At 68.7% G+C, this 21,532-nt stretch carries 18 protein-coding genes; 14 read left to right on the forward strand and 4 right to left on the reverse strand.

Translation table 11 applies throughout. The features are described 5' to 3' along the window. Nucleotides 1–22 precede the first annotated feature (22 nt). Nucleotides 23–1,726, reverse strand: a complete 1,704-nt coding sequence (locus PotMrB4_RS25915; protein WP_394354010.1) for a ShlB/FhaC/HecB family hemolysin secretion/activation protein — start codon at nucleotides 1,724–1,726, stop codon at nucleotides 23–25. Nucleotides 1,727–2,155: 429 nt separating this feature from the next. On the opposite strand from PotMrB4_RS25915, the gene PotMrB4_RS25920 reads away from it, so the two are divergent. The 3 genes from PotMrB4_RS25920 (at nucleotide 2,156) to selO (ending at nucleotide 8,869) form a co-directional block, all read left to right on the forward strand. Further along, nucleotides 2,156–3,904: a potassium/proton antiporter gene (locus PotMrB4_RS25920; RefSeq protein ID WP_160483321.1), complete on the forward strand. Its 1,749-nt coding sequence runs from the start codon at nucleotides 2,156–2,158 to the stop codon at nucleotides 3,902–3,904. Nucleotides 3,905–4,034: 130 nt separating this feature from the next. Further along, nucleotides 4,035–7,340: a mechanosensitive channel MscK gene (gene mscK / locus PotMrB4_RS25925; RefSeq protein ID WP_172434839.1), complete on the forward strand. Its 3,306-nt coding sequence runs from the start codon at nucleotides 4,035–4,037 to the stop codon at nucleotides 7,338–7,340. A gap of 68 nt (nucleotides 7,341–7,408) precedes the next feature. Next, nucleotides 7,409–8,869, forward strand: a complete 1,461-nt coding sequence (gene selO / locus PotMrB4_RS25930; protein ID WP_172434840.1) for a protein adenylyltransferase SelO — start codon at nucleotides 7,409–7,411, stop codon at nucleotides 8,867–8,869. A gap of 7 nt (nucleotides 8,870–8,876) precedes the next feature. Here the strand turns inward: selO and PotMrB4_RS25935 are convergent, their stop codons facing one another. Beyond that, entirely contained in the window at nucleotides 8,877–9,572 is a 696-nt protein-coding gene (locus PotMrB4_RS25935; RefSeq protein ID WP_172434841.1) for an aspartate/glutamate racemase family protein, read from the reverse strand. A 227-nt stretch (nucleotides 9,573–9,799) separates the two neighbouring features. On the opposite strand from PotMrB4_RS25935, the gene PotMrB4_RS25940 reads away from it, so the two are divergent. From PotMrB4_RS25940 to trxC, 3 genes are all read left to right on the forward strand, one after another. Further along, entirely contained in the window at nucleotides 9,800–10,777 is a 978-nt protein-coding gene (locus tag PotMrB4_RS25940) for a sulfite exporter TauE/SafE family protein (RefSeq protein ID WP_044400627.1), read from the forward strand. A gap of 127 nt (nucleotides 10,778–10,904) precedes the next feature. Further along, nucleotides 10,905–12,182 carry a bifunctional O-acetylhomoserine aminocarboxypropyltransferase/cysteine synthase gene (locus PotMrB4_RS25945; protein WP_069563457.1) on the forward strand — a complete coding sequence of 426 codons (1,278 nt, stop codon included), beginning with the start codon at nucleotides 10,905–10,907 and terminating at the stop codon, nucleotides 12,180–12,182. 63 nt (nucleotides 12,183–12,245) lie between these two features. Next, a complete protein-coding gene (gene trxC, locus PotMrB4_RS25950; RefSeq protein WP_069566189.1) occupies nucleotides 12,246–12,683 on the forward strand; it encodes a thioredoxin TrxC in 438 nt (145 codons plus the stop codon). 482 nt (nucleotides 12,684–13,165) lie between these two features. Here the strand turns inward: trxC and PotMrB4_RS25955 are convergent, their stop codons facing one another. Further along, on the reverse strand, nucleotides 13,166–13,657 hold the full coding sequence (locus tag PotMrB4_RS25955; RefSeq protein WP_160483214.1) for a BRO-N domain-containing protein: 492 nt from the start codon (nucleotides 13,655–13,657) through the stop codon (nucleotides 13,166–13,168). Nucleotides 13,658–14,628: 971 nt separating this feature from the next. Here PotMrB4_RS25955 and PotMrB4_RS25960 point away from each other — a divergent pair. Together PotMrB4_RS25960 and PotMrB4_RS25965 are read left to right on the forward strand one after the other, a co-directional pair. After that, nucleotides 14,629–15,072: a YiiD C-terminal domain-containing protein gene (locus tag PotMrB4_RS25960; RefSeq protein ID WP_044400616.1), complete on the forward strand. Its 444-nt coding sequence runs from the start codon at nucleotides 14,629–14,631 to the stop codon at nucleotides 15,070–15,072. A gap of 189 nt (nucleotides 15,073–15,261) precedes the next feature. Further along, nucleotides 15,262–16,080 (forward strand): universal stress protein, encoded by an 819-nt coding sequence (locus PotMrB4_RS25965; RefSeq protein WP_044400613.1) that lies wholly within the window; start codon nucleotides 15,262–15,264, stop codon nucleotides 16,078–16,080. 36 nt (nucleotides 16,081–16,116) lie between these two features. Here PotMrB4_RS25965 and PotMrB4_RS25970 read toward each other — a convergent pair whose 3' ends face one another. After that, the gene (locus PotMrB4_RS25970; protein ID WP_044400610.1) at nucleotides 16,117–16,884 is read right to left on the reverse strand and encodes a ParA family protein; all 768 of its coding nucleotides are present in this window, start codon (nucleotides 16,882–16,884) and stop codon (nucleotides 16,117–16,119) included. 256 nt (nucleotides 16,885–17,140) lie between these two features. Between PotMrB4_RS25970 and PotMrB4_RS25975 the strand changes: the two genes are divergently transcribed. Genes PotMrB4_RS25975 through PotMrB4_RS26000 form a run of 6 tightly spaced genes read left to right on the forward strand, consistent with a single transcriptional unit; the run spans nucleotide 17,141 to nucleotide 21,440 of the window. Further along, nucleotides 17,141–17,863 (forward strand): beta-ketoacyl synthase chain length factor, encoded by a 723-nt coding sequence (locus tag PotMrB4_RS25975; protein ID WP_232060769.1) that lies wholly within the window; start codon nucleotides 17,141–17,143, stop codon nucleotides 17,861–17,863. A 43-nt stretch (nucleotides 17,864–17,906) separates the two neighbouring features. After that, a complete protein-coding gene (locus tag PotMrB4_RS25980; protein WP_164707400.1) occupies nucleotides 17,907–18,728 on the forward strand; it encodes a lysophospholipid acyltransferase family protein in 822 nt (273 codons plus the stop codon). Continuing rightward, nucleotides 18,709–18,969, forward strand: a complete 261-nt coding sequence (locus PotMrB4_RS25985; RefSeq protein ID WP_044406810.1) for a phosphopantetheine-binding protein — start codon at nucleotides 18,709–18,711, stop codon at nucleotides 18,967–18,969. The genes PotMrB4_RS25980 and PotMrB4_RS25985 overlap by 20 nt, the downstream gene beginning before the upstream one ends. Before the next feature lie 10 nt (nucleotides 18,970–18,979). After that, nucleotides 18,980–19,234, forward strand: coding sequence for an acyl carrier protein (locus tag PotMrB4_RS25990; protein ID WP_074974116.1), 255 nt, complete (start codon nucleotides 18,980–18,982; stop codon nucleotides 19,232–19,234). Then, the gene (locus tag PotMrB4_RS25995) at nucleotides 19,231–19,776 is read left to right on the forward strand and encodes a COG4648 family protein (RefSeq protein WP_107330500.1); all 546 of its coding nucleotides are present in this window, start codon (nucleotides 19,231–19,233) and stop codon (nucleotides 19,774–19,776) included. Before PotMrB4_RS25990 ends, PotMrB4_RS25995 begins: the two co-directional genes overlap by 4 nt. Continuing rightward, nucleotides 19,773–21,440 carry an AMP-binding protein gene (locus PotMrB4_RS26000; protein WP_172434843.1) on the forward strand — a complete coding sequence of 556 codons (1,668 nt, stop codon included), beginning with the start codon at nucleotides 19,773–19,775 and terminating at the stop codon, nucleotides 21,438–21,440. The genes PotMrB4_RS25995 and PotMrB4_RS26000 overlap by 4 nt, the downstream gene beginning before the upstream one ends. Nucleotides 21,441–21,532: the final 92 nt, after the last annotated feature.

The following is a 21,532-nucleotide window of genomic DNA, read 5'->3' on the forward strand; positions in this document are numbered from 1 at the left end:
TGAGGCTCCGGGTGACGCGAAATCAGTAGAACAGGTCGATGCGGGCGTAGATCGGGTGCTCCTGGCGTTCGATGACGTCAGGGCGCTCCAGGGACCGCGCGAAGGTGAGCGAGACGGCCAGGTTCGGGCCGCGGGCGCTGAATTCGAGGGCGTTGCCGCTCAGGCGGCCATGGCTGCGGGCGTTGTTGCGGTCGCCCTGGATCTGGCCCAGGTCGTAGGCGAAGGCGAGGCCGTACTGGCGCACGAAGGGCTGCAAGGGTGCCCAGTCCACGGGGCGGGTCCAGCGCAGCTGGTTGCGCCAGTAGCCGCCGCTGTTGCCGGACAGGGATTGGTCCTTGAAGCCGCGCACCGAGCTGAGGCCGCCGATGCTGATGCGTTGGGGGCTGTTGAGTTCGTCTTCGCTGCGCTGGTAGTTGATGAGGCTGTCGAAGCTGAGGGTTTCCCCGAGCAGCTGGAAGGGCTGCAGGTAGCTGGCGGTGAGGCTGTATTTGTCGTAGCGGGCGTTGGTGCCGCTCTTGCCGTCGATGCGGCTGTTCTTGGCGTCCAGGGCGCCGATGCCCTGTTGCCAGCCGAGGTCGAGGTTGACGAAGGCGCTGCCGAGACGGCGGCCGTGGTTGAAGCCCAGCTGGGTTTCGGTGATGCGCGGGCTGGAACTGCCCAGCAGGGCGTTCTCGATGTAGTTGCGGGTTTCCAGGTGGGCGAGGCCGAGGCTGAGGCCGGTCTTGCTGACGCTGTCGCGGTGCAGGACGCGGTCGGCGCGCAGTTGGTGGGTCTTGCTTTCGCCGTCGGAGACGAAGGCGAATCCCTGGCCCGGGGTACGCGTGCGGTAGTAGCTCTGGCTGTAGGCGTAGCTGAAGCTCCACCAGCCATACGGCAGGCTGTAGGCGAAGCTCTGGTTGGCGGAGTGGCGCCAGCGGTCGCTGACGGCGTCGCCGCCGGCGCGCAGGCTGAGCTGGTCGGCCAGGCCCAGGGGGCTGTCCCATTCCAGGCTGGCGCCCCACTGCTGTTCGCCGGTGCTGCGCTGGCCGTCGTTGTGGCGGTTGAAGCCGACCCGCCAGGGCTTGCCGGGCTCGCCCTTGAGCTGGACGCGGCTGCCGCCCACTTCGCTGCCGGGCACCAGTTCCAGTTCGGCGGGGCGCGAGGGCAGGCGGTTGATCTGCTCCACCAGTTGCTCCAGTTCCCGCAGGTTCAGCGGCTCGCCGATCTGCGCCGGGGAGGCCAGGGCCAGTTCGCGGTCGCTGGCGATCGCCGAGCCTTCCACGCCCTCCAGGCGACCCTCGACGACGATGACGTCCAGTTCGCCGTCGGCCAGGTCCTGCTGCGGCAGGTAGGCGCGGGAGGTGACGTAGCCGCGGTCGATGTAGTGCTGGGTGATGGCCTTGAGCAGGTCGTTGAGGCGCCCGCTGTCCAGGCACTGGTGTTCGAAGGGCTTGAGCAGTTCGCGCTGGCGCACCTCGCTGATCAGGTGCACGCCCTGCAGGCGGATGCGCTGGATGTCGAAGCACGGGCCCTGTGCCTGGGGCTGGCTGGGCGCCACCGGCTCGGCACGGCCGGGCAGTTGCTGCAGTTCCTGCAGGCGCTTGCGCTGCTCTTCCAGCAGCCGCTCCTGGCGGTCGCGGATCAGATCGCGGTCGCCGGGGGACGGCACCACGGGATCAGCGGCAAAGACTTGGAAAACAGGAAACAACAGCAGGCAGAAGCCGACTGCAAACGGCTGCATGCGCATGACGACCTTCCTTGGAGTGGTGGCACATCGACATCGGGGCGCGAATTCTAAGAAGTGCAGGGCGCCACACAACGGCCACACGACCAGTTGCACACCTTCACGTCAGAAATGTGACCCAGGTAAAAGAACCCGCACCAAGCTGGAACTTCCGTCCCAGAAGCCTTGAGATCGCCTGTACAGCAACCGACAGCGAGGGGAAGAACGTCCCCCGCCCTGCGGAACCCACTCATCCGCCCCACAGCCCAACACGCCGACCAGCAAGTCGAAAACGTCCCCACGCCCGTCAGACCCGTTCCAAAAAACCTGCGGATCATGGCCAAACTGTGCTTGCGGGCCGTTGCGGTCGGCAGGTTAGAATCCGGCTGGCATGCACGCTGCATGCACCTTTCCGCCCCGCCCTCGTACCCCCTTTGCAGGAGTTCCGCCAACGTGGATGCAACCACCATCAACAGCCTGTTCCTGATCGGCGCGTTGCTGGTGGGCATGAGCATCCTCGTCAGTGCGTTCGGCTCGCGCTTCGGCATCCCGATCCTGGTGATCTTCCTGGTGGTCGGCATGCTCGCCGGCAACGACGGGCCCGGCGGCATTGTCTTCAACAACTACCCCCAGGCCTACCTGGTGGGGAACCTGGCCCTGGCCGTGATCCTGCTGGACGGCGGCCTGCGAACCCGCGTCGCGACCTTCCGCGTGGCCCTCTGGCCGTCGCTGTCCCTGGCCACGGTCGGGGTGCTGATCACCGCCGGCCTGACCGGCGTGGCCGCCGCCTGGCTGTTCAACCTGAGCCTGCTGGAGGGCTTGCTGATCGGCGCCATCGTCGGCTCCACCGATGCCGCAGCGGTGTTCAGCCTGCTGGGCGGGCGCGGGCTCAACGAGCGGGTCAGCGCCACCCTGGAGATCGAGTCCGGCAGCAACGACCCGATGGCGGTGTTCCTGACCATCACCCTGATCGAGATGCTCAGCAGCGGCGAGACCGGCTTCAGCTGGAGCTTCCCGGTGCACATCGCCCAGCAGTTCGGCCTGGGCGCCCTGCTGGGGCTGGGCGGCGGCTGGCTGATGCTGCAGCTGATCAACCGCCTGACCCTCGCCAACGGCCTCTACCCCTTGCTGGTGGTCGCCGGTGGCCTGCTGGTCTTCGCCGTCACCAACGCCGTGGGCGGCAGCGGCATCCTCGCCGTGTACCTGTTCGGCCTGTTTCTCGGCAACCGCCCGATCCGCTCGCGCCACGGCATCCTGCACATGCTCGACGGCCTGACCTGGCTGGCGCAGATCGGCATGTTCCTGGTGCTCGGCCTGCTGGTCACCCCCCATGACCTGCTGCCCATCATCGTCCCGGCGCTGGGCCTGGCGCTGTGGATGATCCTCGTCGCCCGCCCGCTGTCGGTGGCGGTGGGGCTGATCCCCTTCCGCGCGTTCCACAACCGCGAGAAGGCCTTCATCGCCTGGGTCGGCCTGCGCGGCGCGGTGCCCATCATCCTCGCGGTGTTCCCGCTGATGGCCGGCCTGCCCAACGCCCAGCTGTTCTTCAACGTCGCCTTCTTCATCGTCCTGGTGTCGCTGGTGCTGCAGGGCACCAGCCTGCCCTGGGCCGCCAAGCTGCTGCGGGTGACGGTACCGCCGGAGCCGGCACCTATCTCCCGTGCCGGGCTGGAGGTGCACCCCACCAGCGAGTGGGAGCTGTTCGTCTACCGCCTGGGTGCCGAGAAGTGGTGCATCGGCGCCGCCCTGCGCGAACTGAAGATGCCCGAAGGCACCCGCATCGCCGCCCTGTTCCGTGGCACCGAACTGCTGCACCCCTCCGGCTCCACCGTGCTGGAGGCCGGCGACATCCTCTGCGTGGTCGGCCACGAACAGGACCTGCCCGGCCTCGGCAAACTGTTCAGCCAGGCGCCCCAGCGCGGCCTGGACCTGCGCTTCTTCGGCGACTTCGTCCTCGAAGGCGACGCCCAGCTGTCCGCCGTGGCCGCGCTCTACGGCCTGCGCCTGGACGACATCGACGGCAGCCAGCCCCTGGGCCGCTTCATCGCCCACGAGATCGGCGGCGAGCCGGTGGTGGGCGACCAGGTGGAATGGAACGGCCTGACCTGGACCGTCGCCCTGATGGAAGGGAACAAGGTGCGCAAGGTCGGCGTCAGATTCCCCGAAGGTCACGCCCGCCCCGGACCGGGCCTGTTCCTCTGATCACGACGATTGCAGCTAAGCTGCTGCCGGCAGCAGCGACCTGATCAACGCCGCGTGACCGGGCACCACAACCGGCCCGCCACGCAGGCATAAGATTCACCGCAACCCAACCAGAGCCGCCCACGCGACCATGCCCTCCCTGCGCCCCTTACTCACTGCCGCCCTGCTCGGCCTCTGCCTGCTCGGCCCCGGCGCCCACGCCGCCGCCCCGCCCAGCAGCTCCGAAGTCCAGCAGAGCCTCGACACCCTCGCCGAGCGCAAGCTGCCGGAAGCCGAGCAGAAGGCCCTCAAGGCCATCCTCGAACAGACCCTCACCCTGCTGGAGAACCAGGCCGACAGCGAAAAGCGCCTGGCCGACCTCAAGCGCCAGCTGGCCGAGGCCCCCCGGCAGATCAGCGACGCCCAGCGCGAGCTGGCCCGCCTCAAGGCCACCCGCCAGGTGCCGGTGAGCGAGCGCTACGCCAAGTCCAGCCTTGCCCAACTGGAGCAGGTGCTCAGCCAGCGCAGCACCCAGCTCTCCGACGCGCAGAAGCAGCTGGCCGAAGCCAACAGCCTGATCATCACCGCCCAGACCCGCCCCGAGCGCGCTCAGGCCGAGATCAGCAGCAACCAGGCCCGCACCCAGCAGCTCAACGCCCTGCTCAAGGTCGGCAAGGACGCCGGCAAGCCCATCAGCGAAGAGCTGCGCGACCAGTACAACGCCGAACTGGCCGCCCTCGAAGCCCAGACCCAGCTGCGCCGCCAGGAACTGGCCGGCAACAGCCTGCTGCAGGACCTGGGCAACAGCCGCCGCGACCTGATGGTGGAACGCACCCACCGCTTGGAGCAGGAAAGCCAGGACCTGCAGTCGCTGATCAACATCAAACGCCGGGAAAGCTCCGAGCAGACCGTCGCCGAACTCTCCCGCGAGGCCCAGAAGGCCACCCCCGACAGCCTGCTGGCCGCCGAGAGCGCCACCAACCTCAAGCTCTCCGACTACCTACTGCGCTCCACCGACCGCCTCAACGAACTGACCCAGCAGAACCTGCAGACCCGCCAGCAACTGGACACCCTCAGCCAGGCCGACCAGGCCCTGGAAGAGCAGATCAGCGTGCTCAAGGGCAGCCTGCTGCTGTCCAAGATTCTCTACCAGCAGAAGCAGGCCCTGCCGCACCTGCGCCTCGACGCCAACCTCGCCGACGAGATCGCCGACATCCGCCTCTACCAGTTCGAACTGGGCCAGCAGCGCGACAAGATGGGCAACCCGCAGGACTACGTCGACAATCTGCTGGCCCGCCAGCCGCCCGAGCAGGTCACCCCGGACCTGCGCGAAACCCTGCTGGACCTGGCCACCACCCGGGTCGAACTGTTCGACCGCCTGGGCCGCGAGCTCAACGCCCTGCTCAACGAATCCATCACCCTGCAGCTCAACCAGAAGCAGCTCGCCACCACCGCCCAGGCCCTGCGCAACACCCTCGAAGAGCAGATGTTCTGGATCCCCAGCAACAAACCGCTGGACCTGGCCTGGCTCAAGGGCGCCCCGCAGCACCTGAAGACCCAGCTCGCCGAACTGCCCTGGGGCGAAGGCGTCACCGAACTCTGGGAAGGCCTGGTGGACCGCCCCTGGCTGTTCATCCCCCTGCTGCTGCTGATCGGCGCCCTGCTCTGGCGGCGCGGCTGGCTGTACAGCAAGCTCAACGACCTGCACCGCGACATCGGCCACTACAAGCGCGACAGCCAGATGCACACGCCCCTGGCGCTGCTGCTCAACGTGCTGCTGGCGCTGCCGGTGACCCTGTTCCTCGCCCTCTGCGGCCTGGCCCTGCACATCGACGCCCGTGGCCAGAACGCCACCCTCGGCTCCGCCCTGCTGGAGATGGCCCTGGCCTGGCTGGTGTTCTACACCCTGTACCGCATCCTCGCCCCGGGCGGCGTCGCCGAGCTGCACTTCCGCTGGCCGCGCCCCCAGGTGGCGCTGCTGAGCAAGCAGATCCGCCGCCTCGGCGTGGTGGTCATGGCCCTGGTGGCCGTGGTGACCGTCGCCGAGCACCAGCCCCAGGCCCTGGCCGACGACGTCATCGGCATCATCGTCGTGCTCACCTGCTACGCCCTGATGGCCCTGGTGCTGAGCAACCTGCTGCTGGCCGAACCGATGCGCGAGCAGACCTCGCCCTTCCGCCTGCTGATCGGCATCGCCTTCACCCTGCTGCCCCTGGCCTTCATGGTCGCCGTGGGCTTCGGCTACTACTACACCTCGCTCAAGCTCACCGACCGGCTGATCAACACCCTCTACCTGCTGATCCTCGCCCTGCTGATCGAAGCCGCCTTCGTCCGGGGCCTGGCCGTGGCCGCCCGCCGCCTGGCCTACGCCCGCGCCCTGGCCAAGCGCCAGGCGCAGACCAAGGAGAACGCCGAAGGCGAGGAAGTCGCGGTGGAAGAACCGGTGCTGGACATCGAACAGGTCAACCAGCAGTCCCTGCGGCTGATCCGCCTGGCGCTGCTGGGCGGCTTCATCGCCTGCATGTACCTGGTCTGGGCCGACCTCATCACCGTGTTCGCCTACCTCGACCAGATCACCCTCTACCAGTACGGCGCCGGCACCGGCGACACCGCCACCCAGGTGCCCATCAGCCTGCTCGACGTACTCGGCGCGCTGATCATCGCCGGCATCACCGTCGTGCTCGCACGCAACCTGCCGGGCCTGCTGGAAGTGCTGGTGCTCTCGCGCATGAAGCTCGCCCAGGGCAGCGCCTACGCCACCACCACGCTGCTCTCCTACGCCATCGCCGGGCTCGGCTTCGTCAGCGCGCTGTCCACCCTCGGGGTCAGCTGGGACAAGCTGCAATGGCTGGTGGCCGCCCTCTCCGTGGGCATCGGCTTCGGCATGCAGGCGATCTTCGCCAACTTCATCTCCGGCCTCATCCTGCTGTTCGAGCGCCCCGTGCGCATCGGCGACCTGGTGACCATCGGCACCGTCACCGGCACCGTGAACCGGATCCGCATCCGCGCCACCCACATCACCGACAGCGACCGCAAGGAAGTGATCGTCCCCAACCAGACCTTCCTCACCAGCCAGCTGATCAACTGGACGCTGACCGACACCGTCACCCGCATCGTGCTGATCTACAACGTCAACCGTGGCGCCGACCTGGAGCTGGTGCGCAAGCTGCTGCTGCAGGCCACCCAGGAGAACAGCCGCGTGCTGCGCGACCCGGCCCCCAGCGTGCAGCTCAAGACCTACGGCGCCACCGCCCTGGAGCACGAGCTGAAGGTGTACGTGCGCGAACTGGGCGACCGGGGCCTGGCCACCGACGAACTCAACCGGCGCATCGACCAGCTGTTCCAGGAACACGGCATCAACATCTCCTCGGTGCCGAAGATGGACGTCACCCTCAGCCGCAAGCTCCCGCCCGCCCCCGCGCCTGCCGCCGAGGACGAGGCCCCCGCCGCGCCCTGACCCCGCCCCGTGGGGACCGTCGGTCCCCACGGGTTTCCCCCGCCTCCGGGCCGTGACAAGCTGCCGCCATGAAAAATCTCGACGCCCTGCAGTTCGACAACCGCTTCGCCCGCCTCGGCGACGCCTTCTCCACCGACGTGCTGCCCGACCCGCTGGACGACCCGCGTCTGGTGGTGGCCAGCCCCGCCGCCCTGGCCCTGCTGGACCTGGACCCGGCCGAAGCCGACAGCCCGCTGTTCGCCGAACTGTTCGGCGGGCACCGCCTCTGGGCCGACGCCGCGCCCCGCGCCATGGTCTATTCCGGGCACCAGTTCGGCGCCTACAACCCGCGCCTCGGCGACGGCCGCGGCCTGCTGCTGGGCGAAGTGGTCAACCAGGCCGGCGAGCACTGGGACCTGCACCTCAAGGGTGCCGGACAGACGCCCTACTCGCGCATGGGCGACGGCCGCGCCGTGCTGCGCAGCTCCATCCGCGAATTCCTCGCCAGCGAACACCTGCACGCCCTCGGCATCCCCAGCAGCCGCGCCCTGTGCGTGATCGGCTCCAGCACCCCGGTGTACCGCGAGCGCCGCGAGACCGGCGCCACCCTGCTGCGCATGGCGCCCAGCCACGTGCGCTTCGGCCACTTCGAATACTTCTATTACACCCGCCAGCACGAGCAGCTGCAGGCCCTCGGCGAGCACGTCCTGGCCTGCCATTTCCCCCACCTGCAGGGCCATGAACGCCCCTGGGCGGCGATGTTCCGCGAAATCGTCGAGCGCAACGCCGAACTCATCGCCCGCTGGCAGGCCTACGGCTTCTGCCACGGCGTGATGAACACCGACAACATGTCGATCCTCGGCATCACCTTCGACTTCGGCCCCTACGCCTTCCTCGACGACTTCGACGCCAACCACATCTGCAACCACTCCGACGACAGCGGGCGCTACAGCTTCAGCAACCAGGTGCCCATCGCCCACTGGAACCTCGCCGCCCTCGCCCAGGCCCTCACGCCCCAGGTGGAGGTGGACGAACTGCGCGAAACCCTCGGCCTGTTCCTGCCCCTGTACCAGGCCCACTGGCTGGACCTGATGCGCCGCCGCCTCGGCCTGACCCGCGCCGAAGACGACGACGCCGACCGGGTGCAGCGCCTGCTGCAACTGATGCAGACCAGCGCGGTGGACTACACCGGCTTCTTCCGCCGCCTCGGCGAAGACGCGCCGGAGCAGGCCGTGGCCGTGCTGCGCAACGAGTTCGTCGACCTCGCCGGCTTCGACGCCTGGGCCGCCGACTACAGCCAGCGCGCCGCCCGCGACGGTGGCGAGCCGGCCGAGCGGCGCCAGCGCATGCACGCCGTGAATCCCCGCTACATCCTGCGCAACTACCTCGCCCAGCGCGCCATCGAGGCCGCCGAGCAGGGGGACTACAGCGAAGTGCGCCAGCTGCACGCCGTGCTCGCCCGCCCCTTCGACGAACAGCCCGGCATGGAGCGCTACGCCGAACGCCCGCCGGAGTGGGGCAAGCACCTGGAGATCAGTTGCTCCTCCTGAACCCCGCTCAGGACGCCAGCAACCACTCCAGCCCCATCGCCACGTGCCGCTCGGTGCTGTCCACCAGCGGCAGCGGCGCCTCGCAGCCGTCCAGCAACAGGCCGATCTCGGTGCAGCCGAGGATCGCCGCCTGGGCGCCGGATGCGCGCAGGCGCTCCAGCTCGGCCAGGTAGAAGTCACGCGAGGCCGGCAGGAAGCGGCCCTGGCACAGCTCCTCGTAGATCACCCGGTCCACCTCGGCCATCGCTTCCGCCCCCGGCACCTGCACGCGGATGCCGAAGCGCTGCGCCAGGCGCTCGCGGTAGAAGGCTTCCTGCATGGTGAAGCGGGTGCCCAGCAGGGCCACGTTGTCCACCTGCATCGCCTGCAGGCTGTGGCCCACCGCATCGCCGATGTGCAGCAGCGGGATCGCCAGCGCCGCCTCCAGGGCCGGGGCCACCTTGTGCATGGTGTTGGTGGCCAGCAGCAGCGCCCCGGCACCGGCCCGCTCCAGCCCCTGCGCCGCCTCGGCCAGGCGCAGGCCGGCCTCGTCCCAGCGGCCACCGGCCTGCAACGCGGCGATGCCGGCGAAGTCCACCGAATGCACCAGCAGCGGCGCCGAATGCAGGCCACCCAGGCGCGTGCGCACCCCCCCGTTGAGCAGCCGGTAGTAGCTCAGGGTCGACTCCCAGCTCATCCCGCCCAGAACACCCAGCACCTTCATACACACCTCCCGGAAAATGGCCCCCAGCCTAGCCCAGGGCCCATGGCGGGCGGCGCATACAGTTGCCGAGGGATGGGCCGGTACAGCCCGGTGGCCAATGCCCCTTCAAATCAAATGGAATAAGAACCTGCGGAAATCTTCTTAGACTCTCTAAGCAAAGCCGCTTATCTTCGCCGCCTGTTTATTCCGGCCTGTTCTACCACCCACTGTCAGGCGCCGTACCCCTCATGAAGATCCGCAACCTCGACCTCAGCCAGAGCCCGGTCAACAGCGAACACCAGGCGCTCGGCATCCCCCCCGTCGAGGACTTCGTCACCCACCCCGACAACCACCCGGTGCTGCGCGCCGCGATGTGGGTCGCGGTGCTGATCCTCGTGAGCCTGCTCGGCTTCCTCGCCTGGCGCCTGTTCTTCGGTGACCACGGCGGCGAAACCGGCCTCGACATCATCGAACGCGCCCTCACCAGCCCCAGCTTCTGGAGCGCCGTCGCCGTGGGCTTCCTCGCCCAGGTGGTGGATGGCGCCCTGGGCATGGCCTACGGCATCACCGCCACCACCTTCCTGCTCACCGCAGGCGCCTCCCCGGCGGCGGCCAGCGCCAGCGTGCACATCGCCGAAGTGTTCACCACCGGCCTCTCCGGCATCTCCCACGTCAAGCTGGGCAACGTCAACAAGTCCCTGTTCCTGCGCCTGCTGCTGCCCGGCATCATCGGCGCCGTGCTCGGCGCGGTGCTGATCACCTCCTTCGACGGCGCCGTGCTCAAGCCCTTCATCTCCGCCTACCTGCTGCTGATGGGCCTGTACATCCTCAGCAAGGCCTACCGCCACGTCGCCCAGCGCCGCGCGCCCAAGCACGTGGCCAAGCTGGCGCTGTTCGGCGGCTTCGTCGACGCCGCCGGTGGCGGCGGCTGGGGCCCGGTGGTCACCAGCAGCCTGCTGGGCTCGGGCAGCGACCCGCGCACCACCATCGGCTCGGTGAACTTCGCCGAGTTCTTCCTGACCATCTCCAGCGCCACCTCCTTCATCCTCCTGGCGGGCGAGCTGAACACCTGGTTCATGGTGGCCGGCCTGGTCTTCGGCGGCCTGTTCGCCGCGCCCTTCGCCGCCCTGCTGTGCAAGAAGCTGCCGGCGCGCACCCTGCTGACCCTGGTCGGCACCCTGATCACCCTCATCAGCGCCTTCAACATCTACATCGCGCTGCGCTGACCGGTTCTAGCCCCCAGGCTTTTCGGTCTAAAAACGCCCGAATCCGATTGCCTCAGGTCATTGACCCGGGGCCCCGGCGTTTTCCATGCTGCGCACCTCCATCGCACCCTGAAGGAACGCAGGCCCAATGAAACCGGAAACCCTTGCCATCCACGCCGGCTACAGCCCCGACCCGACCACCAAGGCCGTGGCCGTGCCGATCTACCAGACCACCTCCTACGCCTTCGACGACACCCAGCACGGCGCCGACCTGTTCGACCTCAAGGTCGCCGGCAACATCTACACCCGCATCATGAACCCCACCAACGACGTGCTGGAGAAGCGCGTCGCCGCGCTGGAAGGCGGCGTCGGCGCCCTGGCCGTGGCCTCCGGCATGGCCGCCATCACCTACGCCATCCAGACCGTCGCCGAGGCCGGCGACAACATCGTCTCGGTGGCCAAGCTCTACGGCGGCACCTACAACCTGTTCGCCCACACCCTGCCGCGCTCCGGCATCCAGGTGCGCTTCGCCGCCCATGACGACATCGCCGCCCTGGAAGCGCTGATCGACGAGCGCACCAAGGCCGTGTTCTGCGAATCCATCGGCAACCCGGCCGGCAACATCATCGATCTCGCCGCCCTGGCCGCTGCCGCCCACCGCCACGGCGTACCGCTGATCGTCGACAACACCGTCGCCACGCCCATCCTCTGCCGCCCCTTCGAGCACGGCGCCGACATCGTCGTGCACTCGCTGACCAAGTACATCGGCGGCCATGGCAACAGCATCGGCGGCATCGTCGTCGACTCCGGCAAATTCCCCTGGGCCGAGCACAAGGACCGCTTCCCGCTGCTCAACACCCCCGACCCGTCCTACCACGGCGTCACCTACACCGAAGCCTTCGGCCCCGCCGCCTTCATCGGCCGCTGCCGCGTGGTGCCGCTGCGCAACATGGGCGCCGCCCTGTCGCCGTTCAACGCCTTCCTCATCCTCCAGGGGCTGGAGACGCTGGCCCTGCGCATGGAGCGCCACACCGAGAACGCACAGAAGGTCGCCCAGTTCCTCCAGGCCCACCCCCAGGTGGCCTGGGTGAAATACGCCGGCCTGCCGGACCACCCCGAGCACGAACTGGCCCAGCGCTACACCGGCGGCAAGCCGGCGGCGATCCTCTCCTTCGGCATCGTCGGTGGCGCCGAAGCCGGCGCGCGCTTCATCGACGCCCTCAACCTGGTGGTGCGCCTGGTGAACATCGGCGACGCCAAGTCCCTGGCCTGCCACCCGGCCTCCACCACCCACCGCCAGCTCAACGACGAAGAGCTGGAGAAGGCCGGCGTACCGCGCGACATGGTCCGCCTGTCCATCGGCATCGAGCACATCGACGACATCCTCGCCGACCTCGGCCAGGCCCTGGAGGCATCGCGCGGCTGACGCGCGGGGCTTGATATTCGGCCGGTCGGCTCCAGATCAGGGAAACCTGATCCGGAGCCGACCATGACCGACCCCCTGATGATTCCCTGCGCCCACTGCGCCGGCCTCAACCGCATCCCCGCCAACCGCCTGGGCGACTCGCCCCGCTGCGGCCACTGCAAGGCCGCCGTGCTGCCGGCCAGCCCCTTCGACCTCAGCGAAGCCACCTTCGCCAAGCAGCTGCGCGGCGACCTGCCGTTGCTGGTGGACGTCTGGGCCGACTGGTGCGGCCCCTGCAAGGCCTTCGCCCCCACCTACCAGCAAGCCGCCGCCCAGCTCCAGGGCCGCTGCCGCCTGGGCAAGCTGGACAGCGAAGCCAACCGGCAACTGGCCGGGCAGCTCAACATCCGCTCCATCCCCACGCTCATCCTGTTCAAGGGCGGCGTCGAAATCGCCCGCCAGAGCGGCGCCCTGCCCCTGCCGCAACTGCTGGGCTGGCTCAAGAGCCAGGGGATCGCCTAGATCGCATACCAGGCACCCGTAGGATGGGCTGAGCTGTGCGAAGCCCATCGGGGCCAGGCACGGCCCGGATGCGATGCGGTTCGCCGAGCTCACCGCATCCTACGGATTGCGCACGCGGCACCGCGTGGGGTGGATCGCGCTCCACCGAGCCACCATCGAGCGCCACGGGAACGCCCGACGCTGGGCACCCGTAGGATGGGCTGAGCTGTGCGAAGCCCATCGGGGCCAGGCCCGGCTCGGATGCGATGCGGTTCGCCGAGCTCACCGCAGCCTACGGATTGCGCACGCGGCACCGCGTGGGGTGGATCGCGCTCCACCGAGCCACCATCGAGCACCACGGGAACGCCCGACGCTGGGCACCCGTAGGATGGGCTGAGCTGTGCGAAGCCCATCATCGCGGGCGTTCAGGCGTTCGGCAGGCCCCGGACTGAAGTCCGGGCTACGGGGCGTCTCGCCCGCCCCGCAGGTTGCGCGCCTGTCGGTCAGCCGATGACCCGGGGCCGGGCCTGGGGCAAGACCGGGCAATCACCCAGGTGAACCCAGGCCTTGCCCTGCCAACGCAACACCTCCAGCGGACACGCCTGCCACTGCACCACATCGCGGTAAGGCCGCAGGGCGTCCGGGTGCTGGGCCTCACGCAGGCGCGGGATCACCTCGCGGCTGATCCAGCGACGGATGCCGCTGTTCTCCGGGTGGTAGTAGAAGATCAGCAACGCATAGACCCCGCAGTCGCTCACCAGCAGCTCCCGCCGGTACTCGCCACGGCTGTCGCGCACCCAGGCGGGCTGCAGCTGGTCCGGGTCCAGGTTGCGCGGCGCACGCTCGTCGAGCGGCACGCGGTTGATCAACCGCGCCAGGTCGTTGAGGACGAACCAGGGCTCGTCGTCCAGCAACAGCGCACGGAGCTGGCGGCGATGACGGGTGAACAGGGAAGGAATAAGGATTTCGTCGTCGTGACGGGGGGAATCAGGCATGTCCAGGACCTCTGCTTGGAAGCCGCTGAGCTTTCGGGAGCGGTGGACCGCTGCTTGATTGGGCGTTTCTTAGGCGCCGGCGACAGAGACTATGAGTGCCATCCGGAAGCAGCAAGGCAGTTAGCGCGTGGGAAATTGCTGGTGCCCACGCGTACGCCGGCAATGATGGGCTTCGCACAGCTCAGCCCATCCTACGGAGGTCAGCACATGTCGGATGCACCGGGTGTATGGGCTGGGTGTGGGCTCCCGGACTGAAGTCCGGGCTACGGGCTGATCGCTTCTTTGCTGTGATGGGGCCGGGAGCTAAGAAACCCACCAGAGACGGGCCGGGCGTATTCCCCTTTCGAGTCTTGTATTAGCCCACTCCCGACATGACAGACGTAGAACGACAGCAAAGGCAGTCCGGCATTCATGGGTGCCGGGAGTTAAGAAACCCCACGTAGAAGGCCGGGCCTATTCCCCTTCCGGGTCTTGTATTAGCCCACTCCCGACAAAGCACACCACGAACACCCCGGCCCGCTTGAGGGCAACGGCGTACCACCAGGTTGCAGAGGCTATGAAGTGACACCTGAAGGGGCAATGCAGTTGGCGCGTGGGAAATGGCTGATGCCCACGCGCACGCCGGCAATGATGGGCTTCGCACAGCTCAGCCCATCCTACGGAGCGCCCTGCCAAGCCGTAGCCCGGACTTCAGTCCGGGAGCCCACACACAAGGCATCCGCCATGCACCGGCCTTCGTAGGATGGGCTGAGCTCGGCGAAGCCCATCGCCCCGGTAGAAGCCCATGCCACTGAGCCGTAGCCCGGACTTCAGTCCGGGAGCCTGCGCCCGAGCATCCGGCATACGCCGCCCATCGCCCCGGCTGGAGCCCATGCCCCTGAGCGTTTCGGTCACCCCCGCTGGCCGCGCCGGTCATTGCCCGGTGGGCATGAGCGACTAGGCTCCAGGCATTCGTCCAGCCGGAGTTCGCCATGCAATTCAACGAAGAGATGGCCCGCCACTTCACCGAAGACAAGATCGCCTTCGTCAGCCGCATGGGCCTCAAGGCCCTGACCCTGGAACCGGGCTACGTGAAGCTGATGGCCCCTCTGGCTGGCAACCAGAACCACATCGGCACCCTCTATGCCGGCGCCCTCTTCACCCTGGCCGAGGTGCCCGGGGGTGCGCTGTTCCTCACCAGCTTCGACACCCGGCGCTTCTACCCCATCGTCAAGGAGATGAACCTGCGCTTCCGCCGCCCCGCCACCGGCGACATCACCGTGGAGGCGCGGCTCGGTGCCGATGAGATCGCCCGCATCCAGGCCGAGGCCAGCGAGACCGGCAAGGCCGAGTACCTGCTGGAGCTGGACCTGGTGGACGCCAGCGGCGAAGTGGTGGCCAAGAGCCGGGGGCTGTACCAGCTGCGCGCCCACTGATCGCGCGGGGCCCTTGCCGTGGATCAAATTGCCGCGCGGCACCATGCCTCACAGTGACGCGTCTTCGCCTGAGCGCCCCGGTGGGCGCCCTGCTTGACTCCGGCAGTGCCAGCCTCGCCTCCGAAAACGCAGGCGAGGCCGTCAATGCAGGTCGTTTTCGACAGGCCCTTACAGGAGGTTCCCGCCACCATGTTCAAGCACATCCTCATCACCCACGACCTGAGCCGCGAATCCGACCTCGCCCTGCAGCGCGCCGTCGCCCTGGCCCACGGTTACGGCGCGCGTCTGACACTGCTGCATGTTCTTGAAGACCACCTGCCCAGCACCCTGCAGGAGAACCTGCGCGACGGCGCCCAGAAGCTGTTCCAGCAACGCCTGGAGCAACTTGGCGCCCTGGACGCCCAGGTGCTGCTGCGCAAGGGCCGGCCGGCCCTGCAGATTCTCGAAGAGGTGGAGGAAAGCGGCGCCGACCTGCTGGTGATCGGCAACCACCACCACAACGCACCGGAACTGTTCATCGGCACCACCCTGGAGCGCGTCACCCGCCACGTGGCCATCCCGGTGCTGCTGGTGGTGGGCGAGAAGCCCGAGCCCTACCGCAGCGGCGTGGTGGCCCTGGACTTCTCCCTGTGCGCCTGCGACGCGCTGCGCGCCGCCTGCTCGCTGCTGGGCGCGGAAGGCCGCCTGACGGCGGTGAACGTGATGGAGCTGACCGGGCGCCTGCTGGCCAAGGCCGGCACCGCCGGGGACTACGTCGGCACCCAGCGCGGCCTGCTGGAGCGCCTGCTGGCCGATGAGCTGGGCCACGTCAAGGACACCCCCAGCATCGACCTGCAGGTGACCCAGGGCGCCCTGCCCCACGCCCTGGACGAGCGCATCGCCGCCGCCAAGCCGCAGTTCGTCGCCCTCGGCAGCCACAGCCGCAGCATGGTCGCCCAGGCCCTGCTCGGCAGCCAGGCGCTGCACCTGCTGCAGCGGCCACCGTGCGACGTGCTGATCGTCAAGTAAGGAAAGACGGGGCGCGCAACGCGCCCCGGTGGGAGGTCAGGCGTCCAGCAGGTCGTGCAGTTCGACGAACTGCTGGGTCAGCTTGTGGCTGCGGTCCAGGTGGATCAGCGGCGTGCACACCTGGTGGGACTCACGCATCTTCACCGAACTCATCAGGTTCACCGGCAGCACCGGCAGGCCCTCGGCGACCAGTTCGTCCAGCAGCTGCTGGGGCAGCGTGGCGCGGGGCTGGAACTGGTTGACCACGATGCCCTCCACCTCCAGGTCCTCGTTGTGGTCTTCCTTCAGCTCCTCGATCTCGGCCAGCAGGCCGTAGAGGGCATTGCGCGAGAAGCTGTCGCAATCGAAGGGAATCAACACGCGATCCGCCGCGATCAGCGCCGAAACCGTATAGAAATTCAGTGCCGGCGGCGTATCCAGGTAGATGCGGTCGTAGTCCTCGGCCAGCTCGTCCAGCAGTTTGCGCAGCTTGTTGATCTTGTGCTTGGCCTCCAGCTTGGGCTGCAGGTCCGCCAGCTCGGCGGTGGCGGTCACCACGTGGAGGTTGTCGAAGGGCGTCTCGTAGATGTCCACCTTGCCCTTGCGGGTGAAGGGGCTGGAGGCCAGCGTCTGCTTGAAGAAGTCGGCAATGCCGATGGGGATGTCCTCCCCGGTGAGGCCGGTCAGGTAGTGGGTGGAGTTGGCCTGGGCGTCCAGGTCGATCAGCAGAGTGCGATAGCCCTCCGCCGCACTCACCGCCGCCAGGTTGCAGGCGATGCTGGACTTGCCCACGCCGCCCTTCTGGTTGAACACCACTCGCCGCATCTCACACCCCCTGTCCCTTGGAATAGACCCCGGATTCTATGCAAAGCCCATGACAAGGGCGAGGGACGTGCAGGACTTTTCCCCACCCGTCAGAAGTTGTGCCTTACATCCGAATTTTGTGTCAGCAATTTGCAGATAGGTCCGTAGGACTGAAATAATGTGGCGCTTTGCTATGGCGTCATCGACCGGGCTTCTGCCGTCAGCGATTGCCAGTCGACATGGACGCCCGACAGGGGCCGAAAAGAGCTCTTTCAGCGTGACTCACTTCAGCATCGAACAATGGCGTGCCTGGGCCCCAGGCCTGGAAACCGTGGACGCCTGGCGTACTTGGTGCGCAGAGCCCTTCCTGCCCGATCTTGTCGATGCCCAGCCCGATGTCGCCTTCCTCCCGGCCATGCAACGCCGCCGCCTGTCGCGCCTGGCGCGCATGGCCATGAGCGTCGCCTGGCCCCTGGTGAGCGAGGGCGAGCAGGTGCCCATGGTGTTCGCCTCGCGGCACGGGGAAACGCCCCGCACCCTGGCGCTGCTGCAGGACCTGGCGCGCGGCGAGCCGCTCTCGCCCACCCAGTTCAGCCTCTCGGTGCACAACGCGGTCATCGGCCAGTGGTCGATCCTGCGCGGCGACACCAGTGAGATGACCGCCGTGGCCGCCGAAGGCGACGGCCTGGAACACGCCCTGCTGGAAGCGGCCGGCCTGCTGGCCGACGGCGCACCGGCCGTGCTGCTGGTGATCACCGAAGAGAGCCCGCCGGACCTCTACCGCCCCCTGGTCGACGACGTGCCGTTCGCCTACGCCCTGGCCCTGCGCCTGGTGCCCGGCCACGACTGGTCGCTGACCCTGGCCCCCGCCCCGGCGGAGGCCACCCCCGCCGCCTGGCCCCATGCCCTGGGCCTGCTGCGGGCCCTGCACCTGGACCTGCCACGTATTCAGCATCATTGGAAGAGCCGTACATGGACCTGGCAACGCAACCGACCCTGAGCCCCTGCGCCCCGCTCCCCACCGCCCGCACGGCAGGTGCCCGATGAACGCACCGGAGCGCTTCCTCACCCCGGCCAGCGTCGAGCGTCCCGACGCGCCCTACTGGTGGCGCCTGATCGCCACCGCGCTGTCCTTCACCCTGTTCGGCATCGGCGGGGTGCTGCTGCGCATCCTCGTGTTCCCCCTGCTCTCGCTGCTGCCGGGCGACGCCACCGACCACCGCCGCCGCGCCCGCGCCACCACCAGCCGGCTGTTCTGGCTGTTCGTGCAGTTCATGCACCGCAGCGGCGTGCTCACCTATGAAGTGGAAGGCGCCGAACGCCTGGGCCGCCCCGGGCAGATGGTCATCGCCAACCACCCCTCGCTGATCGACGTGGTGGTGCTCATCGGCCTGATCCGCGACGCCAACTGCGTGGTCAAGCAGAGCCTCTGGGACAACCCCTGCATGCGCGGCCCGATCCGCGCCGCCCAGTACATCAGCAACAGCGGCAGCATGGACATGCTCGACGAGGCCGCCCGTGTGCTGGAGGAAGGCCAGACCCTGATCGTCTTCCCCGAAGGCACCCGCACCACGCCGGGGCAGGCCCCGCAGTTCCACCGGGGCGCCGCCGCCATCGCCCTGCGCGGCGCACGCATCGTCACCCCGGTGACCATCAGCGTGACGCCCACCACCCTGACCAAGGCCGAGCCCTGGTACAGCATCCCGTCGCGGCGCTTCCACTTCCATCTGCGCGTCGGCCAGGACATCGATCCCAAGGCCTTCGCCGACCAGGGGCCGGCGCCGATCGCCTCGCGCCGCCTCAACGACCATCTCCACCACCATTTCATGAAGGAGCTCGGCCTGGATGAGCGCTCTGCAACTTGAGATCAAGAACCTGATCATCGAGGCCCTCGGCCTCGAAGACATCGGCCCGCAAGACATCGGCGACGAGCAGACCCTGTTCGGCGAAGGCCTCGGCCTGGACTCGGTGGACGCCCTGGAACTGGGCCTGGCCATCCAGAAACGCTTCGGCATCAAGATCGACGCCGAAGCCAAGGACACCCGCAAACACTTTGCCAACGTGGCCAGCCTCGCGGCCTTCGTGTCGGCACAGAAAGCCGCCTGAGGGGGCCGCGATGCAAAACCGTGATGAGATCTTCGCCACCCTGCGCGACGCCCTGGTCGAGCTCTTCGAGCTGGAACCCGAGCGCGTCACCCTGGAGGCCAACCTCTACGAAGACCTGGAGATCGACAGCATCGACGCCGTCGACCTGATCGACCACATCAAGCGCCAGACCGGGCGCAAGATCGCCGCCGAGGAATTCAAGGCCGTGCGCACCGTGGGCGACGTGGTCGAGGCCGTGCACCGCCTGGTGAACCCCGCCGAATGAGCCGGCTCGTCGGGCTGCTGCTGGTGCTGGCCGGGCTGGGCTACCCCTTCGCCGTGTACTACGGCATGGAGCACCTCTCGCCGCGCCTGTTCGCCCTGCTGCTCGGCGGCCTCTGGCTGGCCCGCAGCCTGGGCAGCGCACAGCGCCCCGGCAGCCGCCTGACGGCCTTCGCCGCCCTGGGCTTCTGCCTGCTGCTGGGGCTGGCCAACCAGGCCGACCTGCTGCGCTGGTACCCGGTGCTGATGAGCGCCGTGCTGCTCGGCCTGTTCGGCGCCAGCCTGCTGCACGGCATGCCCGTGGTGGAGCGCCTGGCGCGCCTGCGCGAGCCCGAGCTGCCCGAGGTGGCCGTGCGCTACACCCGCCGCGTGACGGCGGTGTGGACCCTGTTCTTCCTGCTCAACGGCCTGGTGGCGGCCGCCCTCACCCTGTGGGCGCCGCTGACCTGGTGGACGCTCTATACCGGCCTCATCGCCTACCTGCTGATGGGGCTGCTGTTCGCCGGGGAATGGCTGGTGCGCCAGCGTGTACGGAGATTCGCGTGACCTGGATCGTCCCACAGGAGCTGCTGCTCGACGCCCACCCCGGGCGCCCGGTGGCACTCGACCCCGCCCTTGACCACGCCGGCTTCGCCCAGCGTGCCCTGGCCCTGGCCGGCGCCCTGCAGGCACGCGGCACCCAGCGCGTGGCCCTGTACCTGGAAGACGGCGCAGACCTGGCCATCGCCCTGTTCGGCGCCTGGCGTGCCGGCGTCGACGTGCTGCTGCCGGCCGACGCCCAGCCCGAGACTCGCCGGCGCCTGGCCGACGGCTGCGACCTCTGGCTCGACAGCCTCGACGGCCTCGACGGCCCGGCCCTGCCCGCCGCCGCCCTCGACCCCGAGCACTGCCGGCTGACCCTGTGCACCTCCGGCTCCAGCGGCGAACCCAAGCTGATCGGCAAGACCCTGCGCCAGCTGGGCAACGAAGTAGAGGCCCTGGAAGCGCTCTGGGGCGCCGACCTGACCGGCGCCACCCTGGTCGCCAGCGTCTCCGCCCAGCACATCTACGGCCTGCTGTTCCGCGTGCTCTGGCCGCTGTCCGCCGGCCGCCCCTTCGTGCGCCGCGCCCAGCCCTTCGCCGAAGACCTCCAGCGCGCCAGCCTCGCCGCCGCGCCCGCCGGCTTCGCCTGGGTGGCCAGCCCCGCCCTGCTCAAACGCATGGGTGACAACCTCGACTGGCCCGCCCTGGCCGCCGTGCGCCGGGTGTTCTCCTCCGGTGGCGCGCTGCCGGCGGACGCCGCCGAGGCCCTGCAGCAGCGCCTCGGCCAGTGGCCGACGGAAATCTACGGCAGCTCCGAAACCGGCGGCATCGCCTGGCGCCAAGGCGGCAGCCGCTGGACGCCCTTCGCCGGCGTGGCGGTCGGCCAGGACGCCGACGGCGCCCTGCACCTCACCTCGCCCTACCTGCCCGAAGGGCACCGCGAGCAGACCGCCGACGCCGTGCGCATCGACGCCGACGGCCGCTTCGAACTGCTCGGCCGCCTCGACCGCATCGTCAAGCTGGAAGAGAAACGCATCTCCCTGCCCATGCTGGAACAGGCCCTCGGCGAGCACCCCTTCGTCGCCGAAGCGCGCCTGGGCGTGGTGCAGGAAAACCGCGCCTTCCTCGGCGCCCTGGTCGCCCTCTCACCCCAGGGCCTGCACGCCCTGCGCAACGGCGGCCGCCGCGCCCTGACCGAAACCCTGCGCAAGCACCTAGCCGGCCACTGCGAAGCCATCGCCCTGCCGCGCCGCTGGCGCCTGGTGCGGCAACTGCCGTGGAGCAGCCAGGGCAAACTGCCCCAGGTGCAGGTGGACGCCCAGCTCAAGGCCCCACGCCCGACCCGCGTCGAACCCCTCAGCGCCCACGAACAGGACGGCGAATGGCGCCTGGAGCTGGAAGTGCCCCTGGACCTCGCCCACTTCTCCGGCCACTTCACCGCCACCCCCGTGCTGCCCGGCGTGGTGCAGATCGACTGGGCCCAGCACCTCGCCCGCCAGGTGATGACCCTGCCCCCGCGCTTCGCTGGCATGGAAGTCCTCAAGTTCCAGCAACTGGTCCGCCCCGGCGACCGTCTGCACCTGTCCCTGCGCTTCGACACCGACAAGGGCAAGCTCTACTTCGCCTTCCGCAACGGCGAAGCCGCCTGCTCCTCCGGGCGCATCCTCCTGGTGGCCGACCATGCGTAAGGCCTTCAACGCCCTGAGCGGCACGCGCGCCGGTTCCCACAGCGTTCAAGAACGCGTGCTGCACGAGGTTCCTGCGCAGTACATGGCCCTCT

This window comes from Metapseudomonas otitidis (assembly GCF_011397855.1).
GTDB lineage: Bacteria > Pseudomonadota > Gammaproteobacteria > Pseudomonadales > Pseudomonadaceae > Metapseudomonas > Metapseudomonas otitidis.